This window comes from Pseudomonas neustonica (assembly GCF_003797945.1).
In the GTDB taxonomy this organism is placed as follows: Bacteria; Pseudomonadota; Gammaproteobacteria; order Pseudomonadales; family Pseudomonadaceae; genus Halopseudomonas; species Halopseudomonas neustonica.
Map to the genome: position 1 here is coordinate 45,271 of NZ_RKKU01000013.1, position 17,856 is coordinate 63,126.

General features: G+C 52.4%; 18 protein-coding genes. 7 read left to right on the forward strand and 11 right to left on the reverse strand.

What is annotated here, in order from left to right:
- Positions 1–195: 195 nt before the first annotated feature.
- The 6 genes from EF096_RS11385 to EF096_RS11410 all read right to left on the reverse strand — a co-directional run bounded on the left by EF096_RS11385 (position 196) and on the right by EF096_RS11410 (position 4,839).
- The gene (locus EF096_RS11385) at positions 196–720 is read right to left on the reverse strand and encodes a hypothetical protein (protein ID WP_123889759.1); all 525 of its coding nucleotides are present in this window, start codon (positions 718–720) and stop codon (positions 196–198) included.
- Positions 721–836: 116 nt separating this feature from the next.
- On the reverse strand, positions 837–1,226 hold the full coding sequence (locus EF096_RS11390; protein ID WP_123889760.1) for a hypothetical protein: 390 nt from the start codon (positions 1,224–1,226) through the stop codon (positions 837–839).
- 305 nt (positions 1,227–1,531) lie between these two features.
- Complete coding sequence (locus tag EF096_RS11395) at positions 1,532–1,723, reverse strand: hypothetical protein (protein ID WP_123889761.1); 192 nt, start codon at positions 1,721–1,723, stop codon at positions 1,532–1,534.
- 165 nt (positions 1,724–1,888) lie between these two features.
- Positions 1,889–2,281 (reverse strand): ribosomal maturation YjgA family protein, encoded by a 393-nt coding sequence (locus EF096_RS11400; RefSeq protein ID WP_123889762.1) that lies wholly within the window; start codon positions 2,279–2,281, stop codon positions 1,889–1,891.
- A 142-nt stretch (positions 2,282–2,423) separates the two neighbouring features.
- Positions 2,424–3,485, reverse strand: coding sequence for a DUF262 domain-containing protein (locus EF096_RS11405; RefSeq protein WP_158611270.1), 1,062 nt, complete (start codon positions 3,483–3,485; stop codon positions 2,424–2,426).
- Positions 3,486–4,170: 685 nt separating this feature from the next.
- Positions 4,171–4,839 (reverse strand): hypothetical protein, encoded by a 669-nt coding sequence (locus EF096_RS11410; protein ID WP_123889764.1) that lies wholly within the window; start codon positions 4,837–4,839, stop codon positions 4,171–4,173.
- A 446-nt stretch (positions 4,840–5,285) separates the two neighbouring features.
- Between EF096_RS11410 and EF096_RS11415 the strand changes: the two genes are divergently transcribed.
- Together EF096_RS11415 and EF096_RS11420 are read left to right on the forward strand one after the other, a co-directional pair.
- On the forward strand, positions 5,286–5,657 hold the full coding sequence (locus EF096_RS11415) for a hypothetical protein (protein ID WP_123889765.1): 372 nt from the start codon (positions 5,286–5,288) through the stop codon (positions 5,655–5,657).
- A 229-nt stretch (positions 5,658–5,886) separates the two neighbouring features.
- Positions 5,887–7,119 (forward strand): cation:proton antiporter, encoded by a 1,233-nt coding sequence (locus EF096_RS11420; protein WP_123889766.1) that lies wholly within the window; start codon positions 5,887–5,889, stop codon positions 7,117–7,119.
- Positions 7,120–7,247: 128 nt separating this feature from the next.
- Here EF096_RS11420 and EF096_RS11425 read toward each other — a convergent pair whose 3' ends face one another.
- Together EF096_RS11425 and EF096_RS11430 are read right to left on the reverse strand one after the other, a co-directional pair.
- Positions 7,248–8,948: a sensor domain-containing diguanylate cyclase gene (locus tag EF096_RS11425; RefSeq protein ID WP_123889767.1), complete on the reverse strand. Its 1,701-nt coding sequence runs from the start codon at positions 8,946–8,948 to the stop codon at positions 7,248–7,250.
- A 254-nt stretch (positions 8,949–9,202) separates the two neighbouring features.
- Positions 9,203–9,787: a DUF6151 family protein gene (locus EF096_RS11430; protein WP_123889768.1), complete on the reverse strand. Its 585-nt coding sequence runs from the start codon at positions 9,785–9,787 to the stop codon at positions 9,203–9,205.
- A gap of 418 nt (positions 9,788–10,205) precedes the next feature.
- Here EF096_RS11430 and EF096_RS11435 point away from each other — a divergent pair, with 418 nt between their 5' ends.
- The 4 genes from EF096_RS11435 (at position 10,206) to EF096_RS11450 (ending at position 15,533) form a co-directional block, all read left to right on the forward strand.
- The gene (locus tag EF096_RS11435; protein ID WP_123889769.1) at positions 10,206–11,024 is read left to right on the forward strand and encodes an HDOD domain-containing protein; all 819 of its coding nucleotides are present in this window, start codon (positions 10,206–10,208) and stop codon (positions 11,022–11,024) included.
- 253 nt (positions 11,025–11,277) lie between these two features.
- Positions 11,278–12,057: an acetoin reductase gene (locus EF096_RS11440; protein WP_123889770.1), complete on the forward strand. Its 780-nt coding sequence runs from the start codon at positions 11,278–11,280 to the stop codon at positions 12,055–12,057.
- 120 nt (positions 12,058–12,177) lie between these two features.
- Positions 12,178–14,427, forward strand: a complete 2,250-nt coding sequence (locus EF096_RS11445; protein WP_123889771.1) for an ATPase, T2SS/T4P/T4SS family — start codon at positions 12,178–12,180, stop codon at positions 14,425–14,427.
- Positions 14,428–14,444: 17 nt separating this feature from the next.
- On the forward strand, positions 14,445–15,533 hold the full coding sequence (locus EF096_RS11450) for an ATP-binding protein (protein WP_218565759.1): 1,089 nt from the start codon (positions 14,445–14,447) through the stop codon (positions 15,531–15,533).
- Positions 15,534–15,748: 215 nt separating this feature from the next.
- Here EF096_RS11450 and EF096_RS11455 read toward each other — a convergent pair whose 3' ends face one another.
- Positions 15,749–15,967 (reverse strand): YgdI/YgdR family lipoprotein, encoded by a 219-nt coding sequence (locus EF096_RS11455; RefSeq protein ID WP_123889773.1) that lies wholly within the window; start codon positions 15,965–15,967, stop codon positions 15,749–15,751.
- Between the two features lie 228 nt (positions 15,968–16,195).
- Positions 16,196–16,414 carry a YgdI/YgdR family lipoprotein gene (locus tag EF096_RS11460; protein WP_123889774.1) on the reverse strand — a complete coding sequence of 73 codons (219 nt, stop codon included), beginning with the start codon at positions 16,412–16,414 and terminating at the stop codon, positions 16,196–16,198.
- Positions 16,415–16,692: 278 nt separating this feature from the next.
- Between EF096_RS11460 and EF096_RS11465 the strand changes: the two genes are divergently transcribed.
- Positions 16,693–16,905, forward strand: coding sequence for a hypothetical protein (locus tag EF096_RS11465; RefSeq protein ID WP_123889775.1), 213 nt, complete (start codon positions 16,693–16,695; stop codon positions 16,903–16,905).
- On the opposite strand, the gene EF096_RS11470 is transcribed toward EF096_RS11465, so the two are convergent.
- Complete coding sequence (locus tag EF096_RS11470; RefSeq protein ID WP_123889776.1) at positions 16,882–17,832, reverse strand: alpha/beta fold hydrolase; 951 nt, start codon at positions 17,830–17,832, stop codon at positions 16,882–16,884. The two genes, EF096_RS11465 and EF096_RS11470, sit on opposite strands and share 24 nt — an antisense overlap.
- Positions 17,833–17,856 lie beyond the last annotated feature (24 nt).

Consider the following 17,856-nt stretch of genomic DNA (forward strand, 5'->3'; position numbering starts at 1 on the left):
CTCTACTGGGGGCGCCTGGTAAACCGGTGCACAACCGGCAAGACAAAGTACTGATCCGATCACTATTGACGCTACTTTCATCTGTACCTCCGAATGCAATGTGGAGCAATTTTAAGATTTAGCTTTTGTGTTTTGCTCTTGAGCAAAGAGGCAAAATGCAATACCTGACCCCAAGCTGACCCTTAAAGCTTTTACTCATTCCTGAATTTGAGAAATGTAGTTAGGCGGTAAACTGATATTCCGCTCGAGTGTCGGAAAAAGTTGCCAAAGCAGTCTTTGATTATTTCTCAAGCCGGTACCATCCAGGTATGACCATGAACCTGAATCGATTTTCCGTATCGCTATCATAAAGCCCACGCTTTGCATCTTGGTTCCCTCTATCTCCATCACCGAAATTCTTGGAACAAAGCATATTTCTTCTTCACCCGCAGTGTACAAAGCCGTCGGGCTTTTTAGCTCGGAGCTCAAGAACTTAATTCCCGTGGCCTTCAATTGTGCAAGGGCGTCAATCGTTAACTGTTTGAATGACTCCTTCCCGCCCACGAGTGGGTAGAGCGAGGAATGCGTTTTTGCAATCAGGACAGTGGCATCGCCTTCTTCAAAGGCTGCGAGCATCTCATCAATGTCGCTGCGAACATATTCAACTTCATCCGCTGTGAGGTTCTTGCCATAGGCATGGAAACACATCAATGCAAAAAATATAGCTATTATGGTTCTCATATGAATACTTTAATCCCGGGGTGGAGCCTGGATGTAGCTTTAACGTTTGGTAAAGGGGCGGGCTTCATCCCGTGCCAGTGAGCGGAGCGAACGGTTTTAACCAGTTGTTATGCGAATTAATGGTATGTGTGCGGCTCTAAAAGTAAATGCCCCCAAGTGATCAATTCACCGCATTCAAGCCAGATAGCACAACCGTAACCAGTGGTTTTTGTTCTTATGCTTTCTTGATAAATTAACTCTTGGCCTCTCATCCATTTTGTTTCGGATTCTCTACCGTACGGAATAACAAGTGGTATAGGAACTATCAGCGAGATGTATATTCCCGCCCACTTTAGTCCGCTGCCATAGCTAGTGATCTTTTCAGTGTCATTTATTTTTTCTGGATCTCCTGATGTGGATGTTTTGCTGTGCACGAAGTCTAAGCCTACGCATCCATATAGATGAGTAATGAGGATTATTATGAGCGCTATTTTATTGAAATTTTTCATGGTTAAATAAATGTTCATAACGTCGCCAGCAACGGCAGACTTTTGTTGATTTTTTTTGCGCAATAATGGCGCGACTATGCGCAAAACGAGCGACGAAAAGACTATTTAGAACGAGCAATTAGGGCCAGGTGAATGTTAATGAAAAGCGTTTATCTGACCACCCCTGTCGCTCTGTTTTATAGTGATTTTAACTTTTGCCCACAGTCTATAAAAAATTGCACGAAAACCCCACTGTAAAACCGTTTATATCATGAACAATTAGATAGTGCTGTCCATCTTTTTCTTGAACATTGGCCCGGACGTTAAGTCTGGCAACTGTTCTTTTAATTGCTTGCTTTCAAATTCCAGTATGAGGTCAGCTGAGGCGATGCCGCATTTTGCGAGTATAAGTTGATCACCTTTTTTGTTAGCATGCCCGAATACAAATCATAAAATCCTGCCTGTGCTTGCAAGATTACCCCTGTCATCGCAACTGCTAATGCACTCAAAAAAACTGGTTTTTTTCTATTTTTCAAAAAAGCCTCCTTACGCGAAAGTTGGGCCAGTTATACCGAAGTGTAATGCCTTGTTAAGCGTGAGGCCCGCGATATATAGGGTTCTGCATAGCACCGTAAGCATAAACTCAATACAAATTAAAAGTGCTATGCGTACCAAGCCCGATTTAAGGCTTGCCAGGTGCATTATCTTGAAGCTTTTTTGTTTTCTAGCTTAGTGCGACAGCGCTCAATAAATAGAATGCATCCCCAGCCGACTGTGTAGGCGAGTAAATCTAGCCAGTCAAATGTGGCTCCAAATATGATTCGGACAGGATCTATATGTTGCAAGCCAAGAATGGAAACTATATTGAAATATTGTGCAATTTCAATTACATAAGCAAGCGCCAGTACAAGATGAGCCAGCATGTAACTGTTCATCTTAATGAATGACTTTAGGGATAGATATAACCATCCGACAACTATTACGTCGCCAAGAAAAGGGCGAACGAATGTGTCATTCACGAATAGTGCTATGTAAGCTAATACTAAGAATAAAGCGAAGCTGCAGAAAAAATACTTTTTATTAAAGTGAAGCACTTTATAGCTCTCTATAATTTAAGGGGAGCTTCAATAGAACAGCAGTTTCATAGTAATTAGGGTCAGGTGAAAGTTAATATAAAAACCTTCATCTGACTCCAGTTACTTCGGCATTCAGCGGCTCGTCCGCTGCAATGCTTTGTTATAAGTCGACATAATCTTTGATGATCTCGAATCTTCTTTGGCGATTAGCCTTCTTCTGAACACCTTCCTGGCTCAATACTCTATATTCAGTTAAAAGTTCATCTTTTAGTTTGTCACCGAACTTTCCATCGTTTTCATAGTTTTCGTACCATACATTGAGCTTCTTCGCCGCATCATCCAGCACAGTGCTAGCGACTTTTTTCTGTAAAAGGTAGTACCCATAAACGAATAAAGTATAGAAATGTGTTTTCTTGCGAACTATCTGAGAAACATACTCCTCGTTGCCAATCAGCTGATCGACTACGTTAAGTGTTTTTAATAGAACATCGCGATCACTATCAGCCTCTGGATAGGATTCGTTATATTGATCATAGATGCGATTTAAAGCTGCTTGAGTTGTCTCTTCTTCAATCCCTGAACGGATAAACAATAGAAGGGTGCTAACAAACTGAACATCTAACATTCGTCGAACATCAGACTTATTAAATATTTTCCTTGACTCCCAAAACCTATTTTCAGAAATTTCGGCAGACAGCTCTATAAACTTCCCGTGAAATTCTGCATTTCGGAGCTCCTGCGGATTGAGAGTTGTATTGGTTCGGTTTAATCTGAGGAACAGATCTACTATGCTCGAATACTGAACAGTGTCCTTAATAAATCGTATCGAGAATGGATATTTCCAAATTATGCTTTTTTGTTCCGGCGACAACCCAGAGAATGACAGTCCTACATAATCGGATTTTTTATCATCAAGGCCCGAACGAAGTAACTTGAACTCGTCATTGATATAGCTTTGCACGGTAGTCAATCTTTGTTGGCCGTCAACGACTGAATAAACCGTATCTCCAGTATCGGGGTCAGTTGCATTCTGCCAAAGGTATATTTCCGGTATGGGATACCCAAGCAGTATAGTTTCAATCAAAGAGATACGGTCTTTTTGAACCCAGACGTAGCGTCGCTGAAAACTGTTGTCGACTATAATAGTTTGATTTCGAAGACCATCAACAAGCCATTTAACTGGTCTAGATTCAACGTCGATATAGTTTATAGGGTTAGTCATTTTTTCCATCCTCAATCATTCTTTGCAGTTTTTTAATTCCTTGGCAGTGATAGTTCTGAACAGCCTCCCATGATTCGTAAATTCTGTAATTTATATCGTGGGTGATCGAGAACAAAACCTGAAGATCTTTCTTGCAAGGCTCAACTAATCCATTCCACTCGCGAAAAAAAAACACTGCGATGATCTGGTTTCTTTAGCGAAACAAATCTTCTGAATATGTTGCTCGTAACACTTTTGTAGCCCGGCAAATATCCTTTCTCTGACAGGTCAAGAAATGCTGTCCAACTGCTACGGAAGATCTCTGAAGACACGATTGCTATGTCCAGGTCCGATTTATCGGAAAACGGTGAAAAACACTTTTCTTCTGTGGGAGTGATACTAAATCCGAGTTTAGCGCTTCCGACAATTGCGATGTTATTCGGGTGAATATTCAGGCGATCAGACATTAAGTTCTTCATACGATCGTACTGTGACGCGTGATCTGTTCTTTTAAGATATTCCCGAAAATACCATATATCATGCCCGAGCAAATAGGACCGATATAGGCTTTGAGGCGTTGCATTAACTAGCTCTTTTCTGAACTTTTCCATCTATGCCTCATACTCTCCGAGGGTTATAACGACTGAACCCACGGGCCATTTTGTAGCCGCGGAGCGTCGGCGAAATGGTCCCGTGCGGTGACTTGTTAGACACGGCCTCGTACCACCTGACTGTTAAGTAAAGCACCACAATTTACGATCTTGTTCTTGACCTCAAGCACGCCTTCCAAGAACTCCCGCACTTTGTATGGCGGGTACTTTGTGCCGTTGTACTCGAACGCCCCTACTCTTATTCCAGTGTAGCGATCATCAAACCCGACTTGAAAGGAATGGCTGGCGAGCATTCGATGTTTCGCGACGTTTACGAATGCTGACACGTATCCAAACCAATACGAGTCAAGAAGCCCCTCCAGTTCATGCTTGAGGGGCGAGGACGGTAGTCTGTCGACGACGCGTTGAATACTGCACCGACTTTCGGGAATTGCGCCGCTAAGCACGAGGCTGTTCACTAGAAATGCAAAGACGTCAAACATTGACCGAGCTGAATGTGCGGCACCCAGAATATGTGCTTCACTGGCGACTTTTGCGTAGTGATACTCCTCTTGACGGTCTGACGCTCCAAAAGCAACTGCCATTGCCTCTATTTGGTCTGCCGCGTTCGGGTCGATTACTTCATCCAGAGCGTCCCGTGCACCGTAGAGGTGAAACAGAAATATTTCGATGTACCGATCTATGGAATGCACGATGCCGAGAATAGCTTCACTGTCCGACCTGTCAGCGTGGATGGTTTCCCGCAGCTCTTTAAGGTTCCACATAAGGCATCCGCCGGTGTCTAACAGTGATTAGATCGAACACGTCGACATGACACGCCAAGAGCGCGGTGAATTTGAAGTAAAAAACGAATAACGATCAGTACTTTCCATGTTCTACCTCAGCTCATCTGTGCACGTTATATCGCATGCGGCTAAACACCATTAGTTGCGTGTTATACCGAATGCGTGCGGCATTCAAGCTGTAAGCGAGCGTCCTTGCTGCGTCCGGGAGGAGGGGCATTTGCTGGCTTGCAGTTACTGGCATAGTGCTACAATTTTTTGATGATGCCAACCCGCTGACAGTGCAGATTGCCTGGTTGACGCTGCTGCTGTGGCGGGTCGGCAGTGCGGGCGTTTGCGTGTGTACTGGTCGGGTTGCTATCAGCGCCGCAAGTGTGGCCCTGCGCTGTGATAAAGTAGCGGCCGAACTCAGACCTCCGGTACTTTAAATGCTTACTTACTTCCTTGTTGCCTGTGACCGCCTTGATGAAAAGCAGGAAAAGAAACTGCGGCAGAATCTGCCTGAGCTGCAGGCGGTCTTGCAGGCTTACGTTGAGGCCAACGAGGCGGCCAATGTGACGCTGATCAACGACTGCGAGAGTGATGACTGCGAAGATTGGCAGCTGGGTATCAGCCAACCGGTCAAGAAGCATCTTCACCTCAACTTTCCGGTGAATCTGTTCAACAGTCTGGCTACGCGCTTTAACATCGATTGTGAGGTCGGTTACATCGCAGATGATGTACGCGAGCCGGTCAGTTACTTTGGCAAGGACGAGGGGCCCGGTGAGGCGTTTCTGATTGCGGAGTATCTGGGGCTGTAGTGCAGCTGTGTGCGTCGTTTTGCTGAGCACTTACCGGCCTGCGTTGCGGCGTTTGTCCTTGTTTGTCACGCTTCTTCAGCGCGTAACCTGCTGGTTATATAAAGCCGTTCCGGCGCCAGATTTATCCTTTGCGCGGTAGTGGCTTTACTCAGTGAGCCTTTGGCGAGTCAGGTAGCACCTGTGCTGCGGCTCTTACCATGGATATTTTGCTACAGGACATAGGGAACGCATGTCTCTCTTCGACGTTATCGCCATCCTGCTGAGCCTCTCGGCGCTGTTCAGCTATATAAACGCGCGCTTTATCGGCCTGCCCAGCAGTATCGCCATCATGGCGTTTTCACTGGTGTTTTCGATCATATTGCTGGGGCTTAACCACCTGGGTATGAGCAGTGTGGCCGACTGGGCAGAGCATCTGGTTGGCGAGGCCGATCTGGGGCCGACGCTGCTTAATGGTTTGCTCAGCTTTCTGCTGTTTGCCGGGGCCTTTCATGTGAACCTGGATGAGCTGGCGGACCAGAAGTGGCTCGTGGCGTTGTTGGCCACCTTGGGCGTTGTGCTCACGACCTTCCTGGTCGGTGGTGCCATGTGGTACGTGCTGGGCTGGCTGGGTATTCCGTTGCCCTTTATCTACTGCCTGCTGTTTGGTGCCGTGGTGGCGCCCACTGATCCGGTAGCGGTGATGGCGATTCTCAAATCGCTGGACGCTCCCTCCAGCCTTACCACCAAGATTGCTGGCGAGTCTTTGTTTAATGACGGCGTTGCGGTGGTGATGTTTATTGCGATTCTGGGCATTGCCCAGGGCCAGCGCGAGGCGTCTTTCGATAGTATCGCTATGCTCTTTGTGCATGAGGCGGTCGGCGGGGTGGTGCTGGGGTTATTGCTGGGGCTGCTGGGCTATCACTTGCTGAAGCACCTGGATAACTATCAGGTAGAGGTATTGGTTACCGTGGCGCTGGTGGCTGGCGGCTATGCGCTGGCGAGCAAGTTACACACCTCTGGTCCGCTGGCGGTGGTGGTCGCGGGTTTGATGTTGGGCAATCATGGGCGCGAGTTCGCCATGTCCAAGAAGACTGAGCAGCAGCTTGATGCCTTTTGGGAAATGGTCGATGAAGTACTGAACGCCGTGCTGTTTTTGCTGGTGGGGCTGGAGCTGCTCATTATTACCTTTGAGTGGCATGCTCTGGTTGCCGGGCTGGCGGCTGTTCCGCTAGCGCTGTTGGCGCGATACGTGGCCGTCGGCATACCCGTGTTGGCGCTGAAACCCTTTAAACAGTACAAACCCAACCCGATAAAAGCGCTGACCTGGGGCGGCCTGAAGGGCGGCATCTCGGTTGCCTTGGCGCTGTCACTGCCGCTGGGCGAAGAGCGCAGCATTATTTTGCCGATGGCTTATGTGGTGGTGGTGTTTTCCATTCTGGTACAAGGTTTGACGGTGAAGAAGGTGCTGGGAGGGGGGCGCTGAGCGCCTTTTGACGCGGCGCTATTGATTGTCCTCAACTGTCTGCAGCAAGGGCAGATGGTGCAGAGGCTTGGCGTCGATAACGGGCGACTGTGCTCTTTTGCGGGTCTTCACGCTTGGGCCTATCCAGCTCAAGACGTGGTGTTATCGCCACTCAAGCATACCCGATCGCGGCCGTTGTTCTTCGCCTCGTACAGGGCATCGTCTGCCCGGTTCAGGGCGCTTTCTATGCTGTCGCTGGCCAGGTTTACCGATGCCACACCAATGCTGACAGTGAGCTTTAGATACTCGCCCGGGCTGGCTTCTATGCTCTGGGTGGCCACCGCATGGCGTACGCGCTCGGCACACGCCAGGGCCTTCTCGGTATCCGCCTCGGGTAGCAGCATCACAAACTCTTCACCGCCAAACCGTGCGAGCAGATCGTTGCCACGGCTTTGTGTTTTCAGTGCGTGGGCGAGGGTGGTGAGCACCTGATCGCCCACCGCATGGCCGTGCGCGTCGTTGACCTGTTTGAAGTTGTCTATGTCGATGGCGAGTATCGCCATGGGCTGGTGCCGGGCGGCGGCGGCCTTCATCAGGTAACCGGCCTCGGCAAAGAAGTGGCGGCGATTGTAGAGGCGGGTGAGCGGATCGGTGGCGGCCTGCTTTTTCAGATCGTCCTGTGATTCGCGCAGATCTTCCAGGATCTTGATGCGATAGGAGATGATAAAGGCCAGCATGATGGCCTCCAGCATGATGCCTATACCGGTACCGTGGCTACTCAGGTAGGAGGGCGTTACCAGGCCTTTATAAAACAGTACGGCCAACACATTAAAAAATACAAAGAAGCCATGCCCGATCAGGAAGAATTTGGCCAGCGGGTTGCCTTTGCGCCAGAGTGAAATGCTGACTGACAGGGTGACCAGCATCATGATCGCTGCCGCGCTACTCGCAGGTTTGAGGGCTGCAGTGATGTCGAACAAGCCCCATACAAACATGCCGCACAGCGGCAGTAACAAGGCCTGCAGAAAGCGGTGTTCGGTTGGGTAAACGTGTTTGGTCTCGAAAATGGCCATCATAAACAGCAGCAGGAAGATGGGCATGGTAATCAGCGAGAGATTCAACATGAAGATGCTGGGACCGTAAGCGTCAAACAAGCTGGCAACCAGCCCGTAGGACAGAGCGATCCAGACCACGCCCGAGATCAGGTAAAACGAATAAAAGATGTTCTCTTTTTTGCTGGTGGCGAAGTACAACAGAAAGTTATAGAACACTAACGCCAGCATCATGCCGACCAGCAAGGCTATATCATTGGCGACGCCCACCAGGGCCTTTCTGGAGCGCTCTTCATCAAAGATGTTGAGCGCAAACCACTGGTGCGAATAAGCGAAGCTGCGCACGTATACGGTGGTGGTTTCGCCCGCGGGCAGGTCGAGTGGGTAGATGGCGACGCCGCGATACATCAGGTTGCTCTCTGCGACGTGCTCAAGGTCCAGCTCTTCACTTTTTACCAGCTGACCGCTGCGCTCTGCATAGAGCTGGACTGATTTGACGTGATAGGCGTGGGGTAACTGCAGATCGAGCGACAGGTTCTGTTGTGTGCTGTTGTCGAGCGTCACCTTGAACCAGGTGACCAGAGCGTTGGTGCCCAGGGTGGTGGTACTGGTGGTTTCTGTGTATTGCTGCTCGCGTGCCTGTGCGTAGGTAAGCTCGCGTGAATCGTCTATGAAATAGCCGATCCGAAAGTCAGTCAGGTTAACCGAGGGTGAGTTTATGTCTACCCGTGGGTCAGCGTGTACGGCACCGATAAAAAAAAGTGCTGTCAGCAAAAATAGGATACGGGGTAGCGTCATCTGTGACCGTCCGAGTTGGAGTTACAGCGGCGCCTTCATGGCTCCAGCAGCTGCATGTTAACCAAACTGCCTCAGCAGACCAAGCATTCAAGTCATGCTCGGCGCTGCCTGGCTTGCGTTACCAAATAAACGCAGCGCACAGTGCTGCTGTGACCGGATATTCACGCTGATTTTATTGAGCTTAGTTCATTTAAGTGGCGTTTACCGGTTCCGCTGGAGCGGATTTTTCAGCGCTAGACCGTTAGTTGCGCATCTTATACCGTCTCGCCAGGACGCAAAATACGCGGGCTAGCCAGCGGCTCACCCTTGGCGCTGAAGAGCGGGTTTGGTCGCCCTAGACCACCGAGTTTCCAGCCGAGGATTTTCAGCATGATCTTGCCGATATAGCCGCTTGCAGGTGCCGCATCGAGCCGACTTTTGGGGATTTGACCCGTCGCGCCACGCAGATTGACACAGGCCCGCACCGGGCCCAGCTTGGCCTCCCGTTCAGGGTCGAAGATAAAGCTGTGAATCAAGCCGATCATTGGCACCCGAGGTGACAGAGTATTGCCAATCGGGGTGTTACAGCAGCCGGCATACCAACGATAAAGCCCTTTTTCGCTCAAGCGCAGGCAACGAATCTGCTCCAGTCCCTGATTAATTTGCAAGCGCGCGGGCGGCAATTGGTAAATGTCGGTACCGCCTTGTTCGTCGAGCACCTGCGCGCTCGCCTTGAGGGCATGGGCAAAGGCCTGGCAATCCTTGCAGTAACAGATAACCCGGGTGCGGTCCGCTGGATTGATCTTGATAGCGCGACCTTTGATCTGTCCACAACCGCACTGAAGTACCAGGTTGTCCATTATCTTGCTCCTTGCGATGTCAGCGGCTCTTTCGCGGCACTCCGCGCAGAGTCCTTCAGTGGACGTGTGCTCTCTACCGATCATTTTAGGCGCGCAGTAAGCCGTGTGCATGCTATTTAATCTATCGTGTTGACTACGCGGTAAAAGAGTAGAGATTGATAGGGTAGCGCTAATAATCAAGTCCTGCTGGCTGGCCGTAACCACAGGCAAGGAATTAGCACTGCGGCCTTGCTTTACCCCGGTGCGAGACCTACTTTTGATAGTACTCAGGCGGATGGTTTTTGCGCGGCACTGGCTAAACATGCTGCCGTTGAGTGAGATGGGGGGGGGAGTCAGTATTCGTTGTTTTAGCAGTAGATAAACGATTTATAAAACTAAAAAAATAGCTGCAATGTCCTGATGCCAAGGAGTGTGATGGATGGATATAAACGAGTTATTGGCGCAAAAAGATAAGCTGCCCAATGTGCCTGATGTGGTGAAAGAGCTGATTCAGGTTTTGTCTGACGAGAAGGCAAATCTGGATACCATCGCGAAAAAGGTAGCCAAGGACCCGACCTTGTCGGTCAAGATTTTGCGCATGGTGAACTCCTCTTACTACGGCCTGCCACGCAAGGTTGATTCTATCGATGAAGCTATCGTGCGCATTGGCTTTGAGCGCTTGAAGGTGCTGGTCATATCATCTGGTTTGTCGGGCTCTGTCACGGGCGAGGTAGAGGGGCTGGACATTAAACGGTTTTGGAATGAGTCCTTTGAAATGGGCGAGATTTGTAAAATCATCGCCAAGAAAACCAGTGCAGTTGACGCCAATGTTGCCTTCACGGCCGGTATTATCAGCAATATCGGGCGTTTGCTGCTGCATCTGACTACCCCCAATCGCGCCAAAGCGGTGCAGGCGCTGGTTGATGAAGGGGGCAATCGCAACGACGCTGAGCTGGATCGCTTTCAATTTACCAGCCCGCAGGCGGGAGCCGCCTTGCTCGAGCTATGGCACCTGCCTACCGAGTTGTGCATTGCCGTGTTGCAGCAACGCGCGCCGTTGGATCATGCCAAGCCCAGCCCTTTGTCTGCCGTTATTTGCATGGCCGAACAGATGATGTCTGCACGTAAAAAAGGCGCCACGGCGAAAGACATTGTCGATGCGGTGTCCTTTCCACTGGTGGCGCTTGCCGGCATAAAAGACGGCTTGGGTGATATAGCAGAGCAGGTGGTTACGCTGGAGAGCATGAATATCGTTTAGCGAGCGGGTTTAACTGTCAGGCTGACTGCTGGTTGGTCAGCTTTGATCCGCACTGCATCTGCTGTGTTCAATAATCGCGATCTGCTGGTCTGTGTGCCGTCTTCTCTCTCTCTCTCTCTCTCTCTCTCTCTCTTATCTTCCTGTGCCCATTTGCGCTGCTATTGACCTGGGTCTATGCGGGCGAGGTTAGGCGCTGCCTATACTGACTTAAACGGCAAGTACAAATGTGTACACCAGCTGGAAGGAGAACTTCATGTCACTGAAAAACAAGGTAGCGCTGGTTACTGGCGCAGGTAATGGCATTGGTCGCGGCATCGCGTTGCGTCTGGCCCGCGATGGGGCTGACGTTGCTCTGGTTGACCTGGATGAAGACGCGATGCAGTCAGTCGCAGACGAAATCGCAGCACTGGGCTGCAAAGCGGCCATATTCAAGGCCGACGTGGGTGATCGTGACCAGGTGTATGCAGCTATTGACCACGCTGAGGCTACCTTGGGCGGTTTCGATATCATGGTTAACAATGCGGGTATCGCCCAGGTGCAACCGATTTCCGAGGTGACGCCAGATGAGATCGCACGCATCCACCGAATCAACGTTGAAGGAACCCTTTGGGGTATTCAGGCGGCGGCCAAAAAGTTTATCGCGCGTAAGCAGAAGGGCAAAATCATCAATGCTTCCTCTATCGCTGGCCACAACGGCTTTCCAATGTTGGGGGTTTACTCTGCGACCAAGTTTGCTGTGCGGGCGTTGACCCAGGCGGCGGCGCAGGAGTACGCCAGTGCGGGTATCACGGTTAATGCCTATTGCCCTGGCGTGGTGGGTACCGGAATGTGGGTTGAAATCGATAAGCGCTTTGCTGCGCTCACCGGCGCGGCAGAAGGCGCTACCTACAAGAAGTTTGTTGAGGGCATTGCGCTGGGGCGTGCGCAGACACCGGAAGACGTGGCCGCGTTTGTCTCCTACCTGTCTGGCCCTGATTCCGATTACATGACCGGGCAGGCGCCGTTGATCGATGGCGGTATGGTCTACCGCTGAACATAGGCTCTGGCGCAGTGCTGGGATTGCATGCAAGATGCATTGGGCGTGGCGTGGTTGGCTGCCTGTTGATTTCAGCGGCAGCCATTGCCTTGATCAGCGGAGTTAAGGAGGAGCTGTTTGGCGAAGGATGAGCAGAAGGCGCGCTATGAAAGCGCGCTGGCCCGAACCGACCGTAATGTATTTGTTCAGCGTAAGGGAGCAGTACAGGTTTCCGGACGCGGCATTCCGACAGAAAGTACGCTGCGTCAGGTTTTGGCTGCGTGCAATATCAAACCCGAGTCTCGCGTGCTGCATCTTGGCGCGGGGACTGGCTATGGCACTGCGGTGCTGGCTCGCCTGGCCGCAGAGGTCGTTGCGGTTGAGCAGCAGGAGTTTCTGGCCACCTTTGCGCGCGAGACGCTGCGCAATCAGGGGCTGGAAAACGTCAAGGTAGTCTGCGGCGATGCTGACGTTGGCGCTCCCGATCTTGCGCCCTTCGATTTGATTCTGGTTTCCACCCCCAAGATTACCGCGCGCGAGCCGCTGTGGGATCAACTGGTGTATCGGGGTGAGTTCCTGTGCATTGAGACGGGGGAGGCATCCAAGTCACTGTTGGTGAAGTATGTGAATCGTGGGCACCATCAAATTGGTCGCCACGAGTGTGGCTACCTGGATCTTGTTTCAAGTGCCGATGAAGTCTACGTCGGGCTGGGTTTTGGTACGCGGGAGGTGCTGAAACGCGCACGTCAGCGGGCAGCGCATGAGCATACCCTGCTGATAGACGAACTCATTCATATACAGAATCTTGATCCGGTAGCGCTCTACCAGGCTCTCTCGAAGCATTACGGTATACCGTTGGGCAGCGCGGATGAGCTGATCGCGGCGCTTGACCGCCACCTTTACGCGCAGCTGTCCCGTGCCTACCTCGATCACGAGCATGTCATACCCATAAGCTCGGATGGCCATGATTTAAAAGTGGCCTGTCGTGACCCTAACTGCTCGATGGAGGAGCTGCAGCGGATTTTCCCCGGTCAGAAAATCCACAGGATATTAATCACCCCTGTTGATTATCGACGTCTTTGGTCGTCACTGGATCGCCACGCGGGCTCAGTCGAGCTAATCGCCGCGCCCGCTGACGGCAATGGCGCAGAGGATTTACTGGAGCAAAAAAAGGGCAATGCCGAGACGCGCCTGGTAGCGATTTACGAATCCCTGCTGCTTGATGCAGTGGCGGACCGCGCCAGTGATATTCACCTGGAACTGTATCCCGGTGGTGTGCGGGTGCGCTTACGCGTCGATGGTGAGCTGCGTGACCTGCACCACTATCAGATGAACGAAGAAGAGTACCGTGGCCTGGTCAACGTAGTTAAGTTGCGCTCTGAGCTGAATATTGCCGAGCGGCGCCTGCCTCAGGGCGGGCGCTCGCAGGCTAGGGTTGGCGACCAGCGTTTTGACCTGCGCGTTCAGGTGCAGCCATCGCTGCATGGCGAGCACGTGGTTATTCGGCTGCTGCCGCAGAATTCGTCACTGATCAGTATTGAAGCGCTAGGCATGCAGAGCAACATTGCTGCCGCCTACAAGCGCTTGTTGCGCAATCCGGCTGGCCTGGTGCTGGTTGTCGGGCCTACGGGGTCGGGCAAGACCACGACGCTCAATGCCGGGTTGCAGCTGCTTGCGCAGGACGTTACACGCAAGATTATTACCGTAGAAGATCCTATTGAATACTCGATAGACAACGTGCAGCAGACGCGCGTGCGTCCGGATATCGGCTTTGGCTTTTCCGATGCGATGCGCTCCTTTGTGCGACAAGATCCCGATGTCATTCTGGTTGGCGAAATTCGCGACAACGAAACCGCGCTGGAGGCGATTCGAGCGTCACAGACCGGTCACGTGGTGCTATCGACCCTGCACTGCAATGATGCCGTGGATGCGGTGCAGCGGTTGTTCGACCTCAACGTTAATCCCAACTCCTTGGCCAGCGAGCTGCTGGCGGTGATCGCCCAGCGTTTGGCCAAGCGTATTTGTGAGCACTGCAAGATCGAAGATACGCCTGACCCCGGCATCCTCAAGGAGCTATTCCCGAAGGGCGTGCCGCAGGGGTTTCGCTGCTACCGGGGCAAAGGCTGTCAACACTGCCGTGACAGCGGTACGCGGGGGCGTGTCGGGGTTATCGAGTATCTGCAATTCAACCCGGAGCTGCGCAATGCCATTTCCCGGCGCACGCCGGTGGGAGAGCTGCGCGGGCTGGCGTTGGACTCGGGGCTGTTCAGCATGCGCGATAGTGCGCTTGATCACGTCATTCAGGGGAACATTGCACTTGCCGAGCTACCGCGCATTTTGCCGCAAGAGCGCATGGCACCAGAGAAACGTGGTCAATGGCAGGCTTGAAAGGAGGGCATACAGCTATGGTAAATGAGGCAATCCAGCGGCCAGCAGCGGAAGACCGTTTCCATGATGAGTTGGCGAAGCTGCAGCAAGAAGATACCGGGCCTGTGCCGCCGGGTTGGCTGTTATCTCCCCGCGCGCTCGAAGACTTCATACTGGGTAGTGCCGAGCGGGGTATAGCGCTCAAGTTTGTGGCTCCCAAGGAGATGGTCAGACGCGTTATCGTATCGCTGGCAACCAACCGCGGGGCGATGTTGATTGGCGAACCTGGCACGGCAAAATCCTGGCTCTCCGAGCTTATTGCCTGCGGTGTGTCGGGCAGTTCGAACCTAACGATACAGGGTGGCACGCTGTCGCACGCCCGGCAGCTGCTTTACGACTGGGACAACAGTCTGCTGCAACGAGAGGGGCCTTCTCTTGCAGCATTGATTCCCGGGCCGCTTTTTCTTGGCATGCAGCAGGGCAAGCTGGTGCGGTTTGAGGAACTCGCTCGCTGCCCGCAGCACGTGCAGGATGCGCTGCTGTCGATTCTCTCTGAGCGAGAGCTGCATATACCCGAACTGCAGGGCGAAGAGAGCGTGCTGCACGCACGCGAGGGCTTCAACATTATCGCTACGTCAAACTCTCTGGATCGAGGGCTGTTTGACATGAGTGCTGCGCTCAAGCGTCGCCTTAATTTTGAAACCATCGAGCCGATTTCCGACCTGACTGCCGAACTCGATATCGTCAGTCGTGAGTCCGTCAGCCTGGCGAGGCAGTCGGGCGTCAGCCTGGAGCCTTCAGCCGACATTCTGGAAATGCTGGTAACCATCTTTCATGAGTTGCGCAGTGGGCAGACGCTCAAGGGGCGCAGCACGGACAGGCTTGCCGCTGCGGTCATGTCCACCGCTGAGGCGGTGGCTGTCGCCCACGCATTGATGGTTTATGCTTTTTATTATCGTGACGGTGCGATGACAGAGGAAGATTTGATGCACTTCCTGATCGGCGCGGCGTTAAAGGATAACCCGCAGGACCGGCGGCGTGTGCGGCATTACGTTGAAACAGAGGTTGGCACCAAGTCGGGCGCCGCCTGGCGGGCACTGTATGAGCATCGGCACCTGCTCGACTGAGTCACTTCTGGCGGGTGTTGCGTAATTGCTCCTGCCCGCTTGCTTTATGGATAGGCGCCATCTATTTGTTTTCTAACAATGTCTCTCACTTTTTTCTGAATCGTTATATGGCGGCATGGTATGCCGTCAATTAGATTCTGATCAGCCATAGACCGGCGATAGATCAGGCGTGGCTGGCGGATTATCGCATCCCGCTAGCGGCGCTGTGCCTGGCTTTAGCGTTGCATGATCGAGTTGACGTCTGACTGACGGATCTCTGCTGAGCGGCCTTCTTTATCTTCGTATTCGACCATGCCGGTACGTTGGTTGAGCATGGGTTTGTTGGTTGTAGTGATCCTGTCACCGTTGCCGGTACTGATAACGTATTCGCTGGAACAGGCGGTCATGAGGACAGCTGTTAAGGAGACGAGAGCGATAAGCGCTGCATGTTTCATGGTAGCCCCTCTATGCGTATCAAGCGTTCTGCAATCAGTTCATTACAGCTAGAGCATAGCTGGGTTTTGTAAAAAAACTGACGGCGAGACGTTGGCGCAACTCGGCTAGCCGGCTGCAACACTGCATAAATGAACGAAAGGGTGTTGATATAGGGGAGGGGGGTAGCGGGTCTGACTGTTGGGCTTTAGCACTCTGGCCGACCCTGAGGTCGGCCAGAAGAGGCACTATTAACGCTCGATGATTTCTTTCACGTCTGACTGCTTGACCTGGTTGTCATAGCCTTGCTCGTCTTCGTACTCGATCATTCCGGTATCTTCATCGATCTCGGGCTTCTCGTTACTTTGGATCATCTGTCCATCTTCGGTGCGGATAATGTGATCGTTTGAGCAACCGACAACACCAAGCATGGCAATGGCACCCAACGCGGTAAGTTTCCATAGTTTCATAATGACGTCCTCTCACTGTGGGTTGTGCAAAATGTACACACAGATGACCGGCTTATGTCATTAAAGGTTCAAATGTTGCGAGAATAGCGCGGTATTTCGTCGACTGCGTCACATTAAGGCGCTTGCTTGTGTGTAAAAAATATACGATTTGCCGTCGCTGTTACTTGAGTTTGTTAGCGGGCTGAAGGCGTTCCAGCACGATCAGCCGCGTTGTTGCTCTGCCGTGGCAAGAGGGCGTTTGGGTCCGTTGCTACTGGGTGTCAGCGGTAGGCCGCTATATGAATAAGCACTATGGCTATGCGGCCGAGGTGAGCTATGGGGTAGCGTTCGGGCTGGTGAGAATTCTGATTGGCGCAGCGTTGAGGGTGCTGATGCTGAAAGTAGTGCCGTCACGCCCCAAAATACCGGGCGCGACGATTATGCTCATCGGACTGTTGCTGGTCGCACTGGACCAATCCTTGTGCGTTTCAGCTAGCCTTGACCCGTTGTAGTACGCGGCGGATAAAGGCGCTGGTCACGTCTGGTTGGGTGATGGGCAACATGTGCCCCCCGTCAATCAGCTCAAGCTCGGCGCCGGGTAGCGCATCAACCAGCGCCTGACCTTGCTCCTGTGGGTTGAGAATCCGGTCCTCGCGGCCATAGAGCACGGCAACCGGAAGGGACAGTGAGCCGTAGGATTGCTGCATGGCAGGGAGCGAGTCCGGCACGGCGTGCATATCGGTCGAGGCGGATAAAAACTGGCTCGGCCGCATGCCCAGATAACCACCGCCGCGAGTAGGGAAGTCCTTGGGTACTGCCTCGGGGCCAAAGACAATGTCCATGACCTTTTCCCGGTTGCGAATGGATAGCGGAATAGCCAGCGTCCAACCCACCAGTTTGCGTAGCCACATATAGGGAATGTTCAGCGCGGCGAAGGCCTTCGAGGTTTCGCTTGGCATGTGCGTGAGCGGCGCAACCAGCGCCAGGCCAGACACCTTGTCGGGGTAACGCAGCGCGGTCGCCAGTGCAACGGCTCCCCCCAGCGAGTGTCCGACCACCAAAGGCTTATCCAGCGCGAGGGCGTCGATCAGCTCGGCTACGATATCGGCCTGTACGCCAAGGTCGGCAGAGGATCTGGGGTGGCGCACCGAGTAGCCGCTGCCAGGGCGATCGATAGCAATCACCCGGTGATCTTTGGCGATATCACCCAGCACCTGGTAGCCAAAGTTTTGCGCCACCCCACTGAGGCCGTGAATCATGACAACCGAGGGGCCCTGGCCTTGTTCCAGATAATGTATCTGGTTGCCGCGGATGTTGATGAACTTGCCTTCGGGCGGCAGGCCCGCCTCGACGCGTTTGCTGATGAACCAGGTGAACAGGAAAAGCCCGACCAGGACCAGCAGGATAATGATAACGATGGCGTTGAATAGATAGCTCACGATGTATTCCTTTTACCCTTGTGC

What these genes read in the sequence shown, in the direction of transcription:
- EF096_RS11385 (WP_123889759.1), bottom strand. Translation starts at nt 720, where the DNA reads ATGAGAACCATAATAGCTATATTTTTTGCATTGATGTGTTTCCATGCC.
- EF096_RS11390 (WP_123889760.1), bottom strand. Translation starts at nt 1,226, where the DNA reads ATGAACATTTATTTAACCATGAAAAATTTCAATAAAATAGCGCTCATA.
- EF096_RS11405 (WP_158611270.1), bottom strand. Translation starts at nt 3,485, where the DNA reads ATGACTAACCCTATAAACTATATCGACGTTGAATCTAGACCAGTTAAA.
- EF096_RS11410 (WP_123889764.1), bottom strand. Translation starts at nt 4,839, where the DNA reads ATGTGGAACCTTAAAGAGCTGCGGGAAACCATCCACGCTGACAGGTCG.
- EF096_RS11415 (WP_123889765.1), top strand. Translation starts at nt 5,286, where the DNA reads ATGCTTACTTACTTCCTTGTTGCCTGTGACCGCCTTGATGAAAAGCAG.
- EF096_RS11420 (WP_123889766.1), top strand. Translation starts at nt 5,887, where the DNA reads ATGTCTCTCTTCGACGTTATCGCCATCCTGCTGAGCCTCTCGGCGCTG.
- EF096_RS11425 (WP_123889767.1), bottom strand. Translation starts at nt 8,948, where the DNA reads ATGACGCTACCCCGTATCCTATTTTTGCTGACAGCACTTTTTTTTATC.
- EF096_RS11430 (WP_123889768.1), bottom strand. Translation starts at nt 9,787, where the DNA reads ATGGACAACCTGGTACTTCAGTGCGGTTGTGGACAGATCAAAGGTCGC.
- EF096_RS11435 (WP_123889769.1), top strand. Translation starts at nt 10,206, where the DNA reads ATGGATATAAACGAGTTATTGGCGCAAAAAGATAAGCTGCCCAATGTG.
- EF096_RS11440 (WP_123889770.1), top strand. Translation starts at nt 11,278, where the DNA reads ATGTCACTGAAAAACAAGGTAGCGCTGGTTACTGGCGCAGGTAATGGC.
- EF096_RS11450 (WP_218565759.1), top strand. Translation starts at nt 14,445, where the DNA reads ATGGTAAATGAGGCAATCCAGCGGCCAGCAGCGGAAGACCGTTTCCAT.
- EF096_RS11455 (WP_123889773.1), bottom strand. Translation starts at nt 15,967, where the DNA reads ATGAAACATGCAGCGCTTATCGCTCTCGTCTCCTTAACAGCTGTCCTC.
- EF096_RS11460 (WP_123889774.1), bottom strand. Translation starts at nt 16,414, where the DNA reads ATGAAACTATGGAAACTTACCGCGTTGGGTGCCATTGCCATGCTTGGT.
- EF096_RS11465 (WP_123889775.1), top strand. Translation starts at nt 16,693, where the DNA reads ATGAATAAGCACTATGGCTATGCGGCCGAGGTGAGCTATGGGGTAGCG.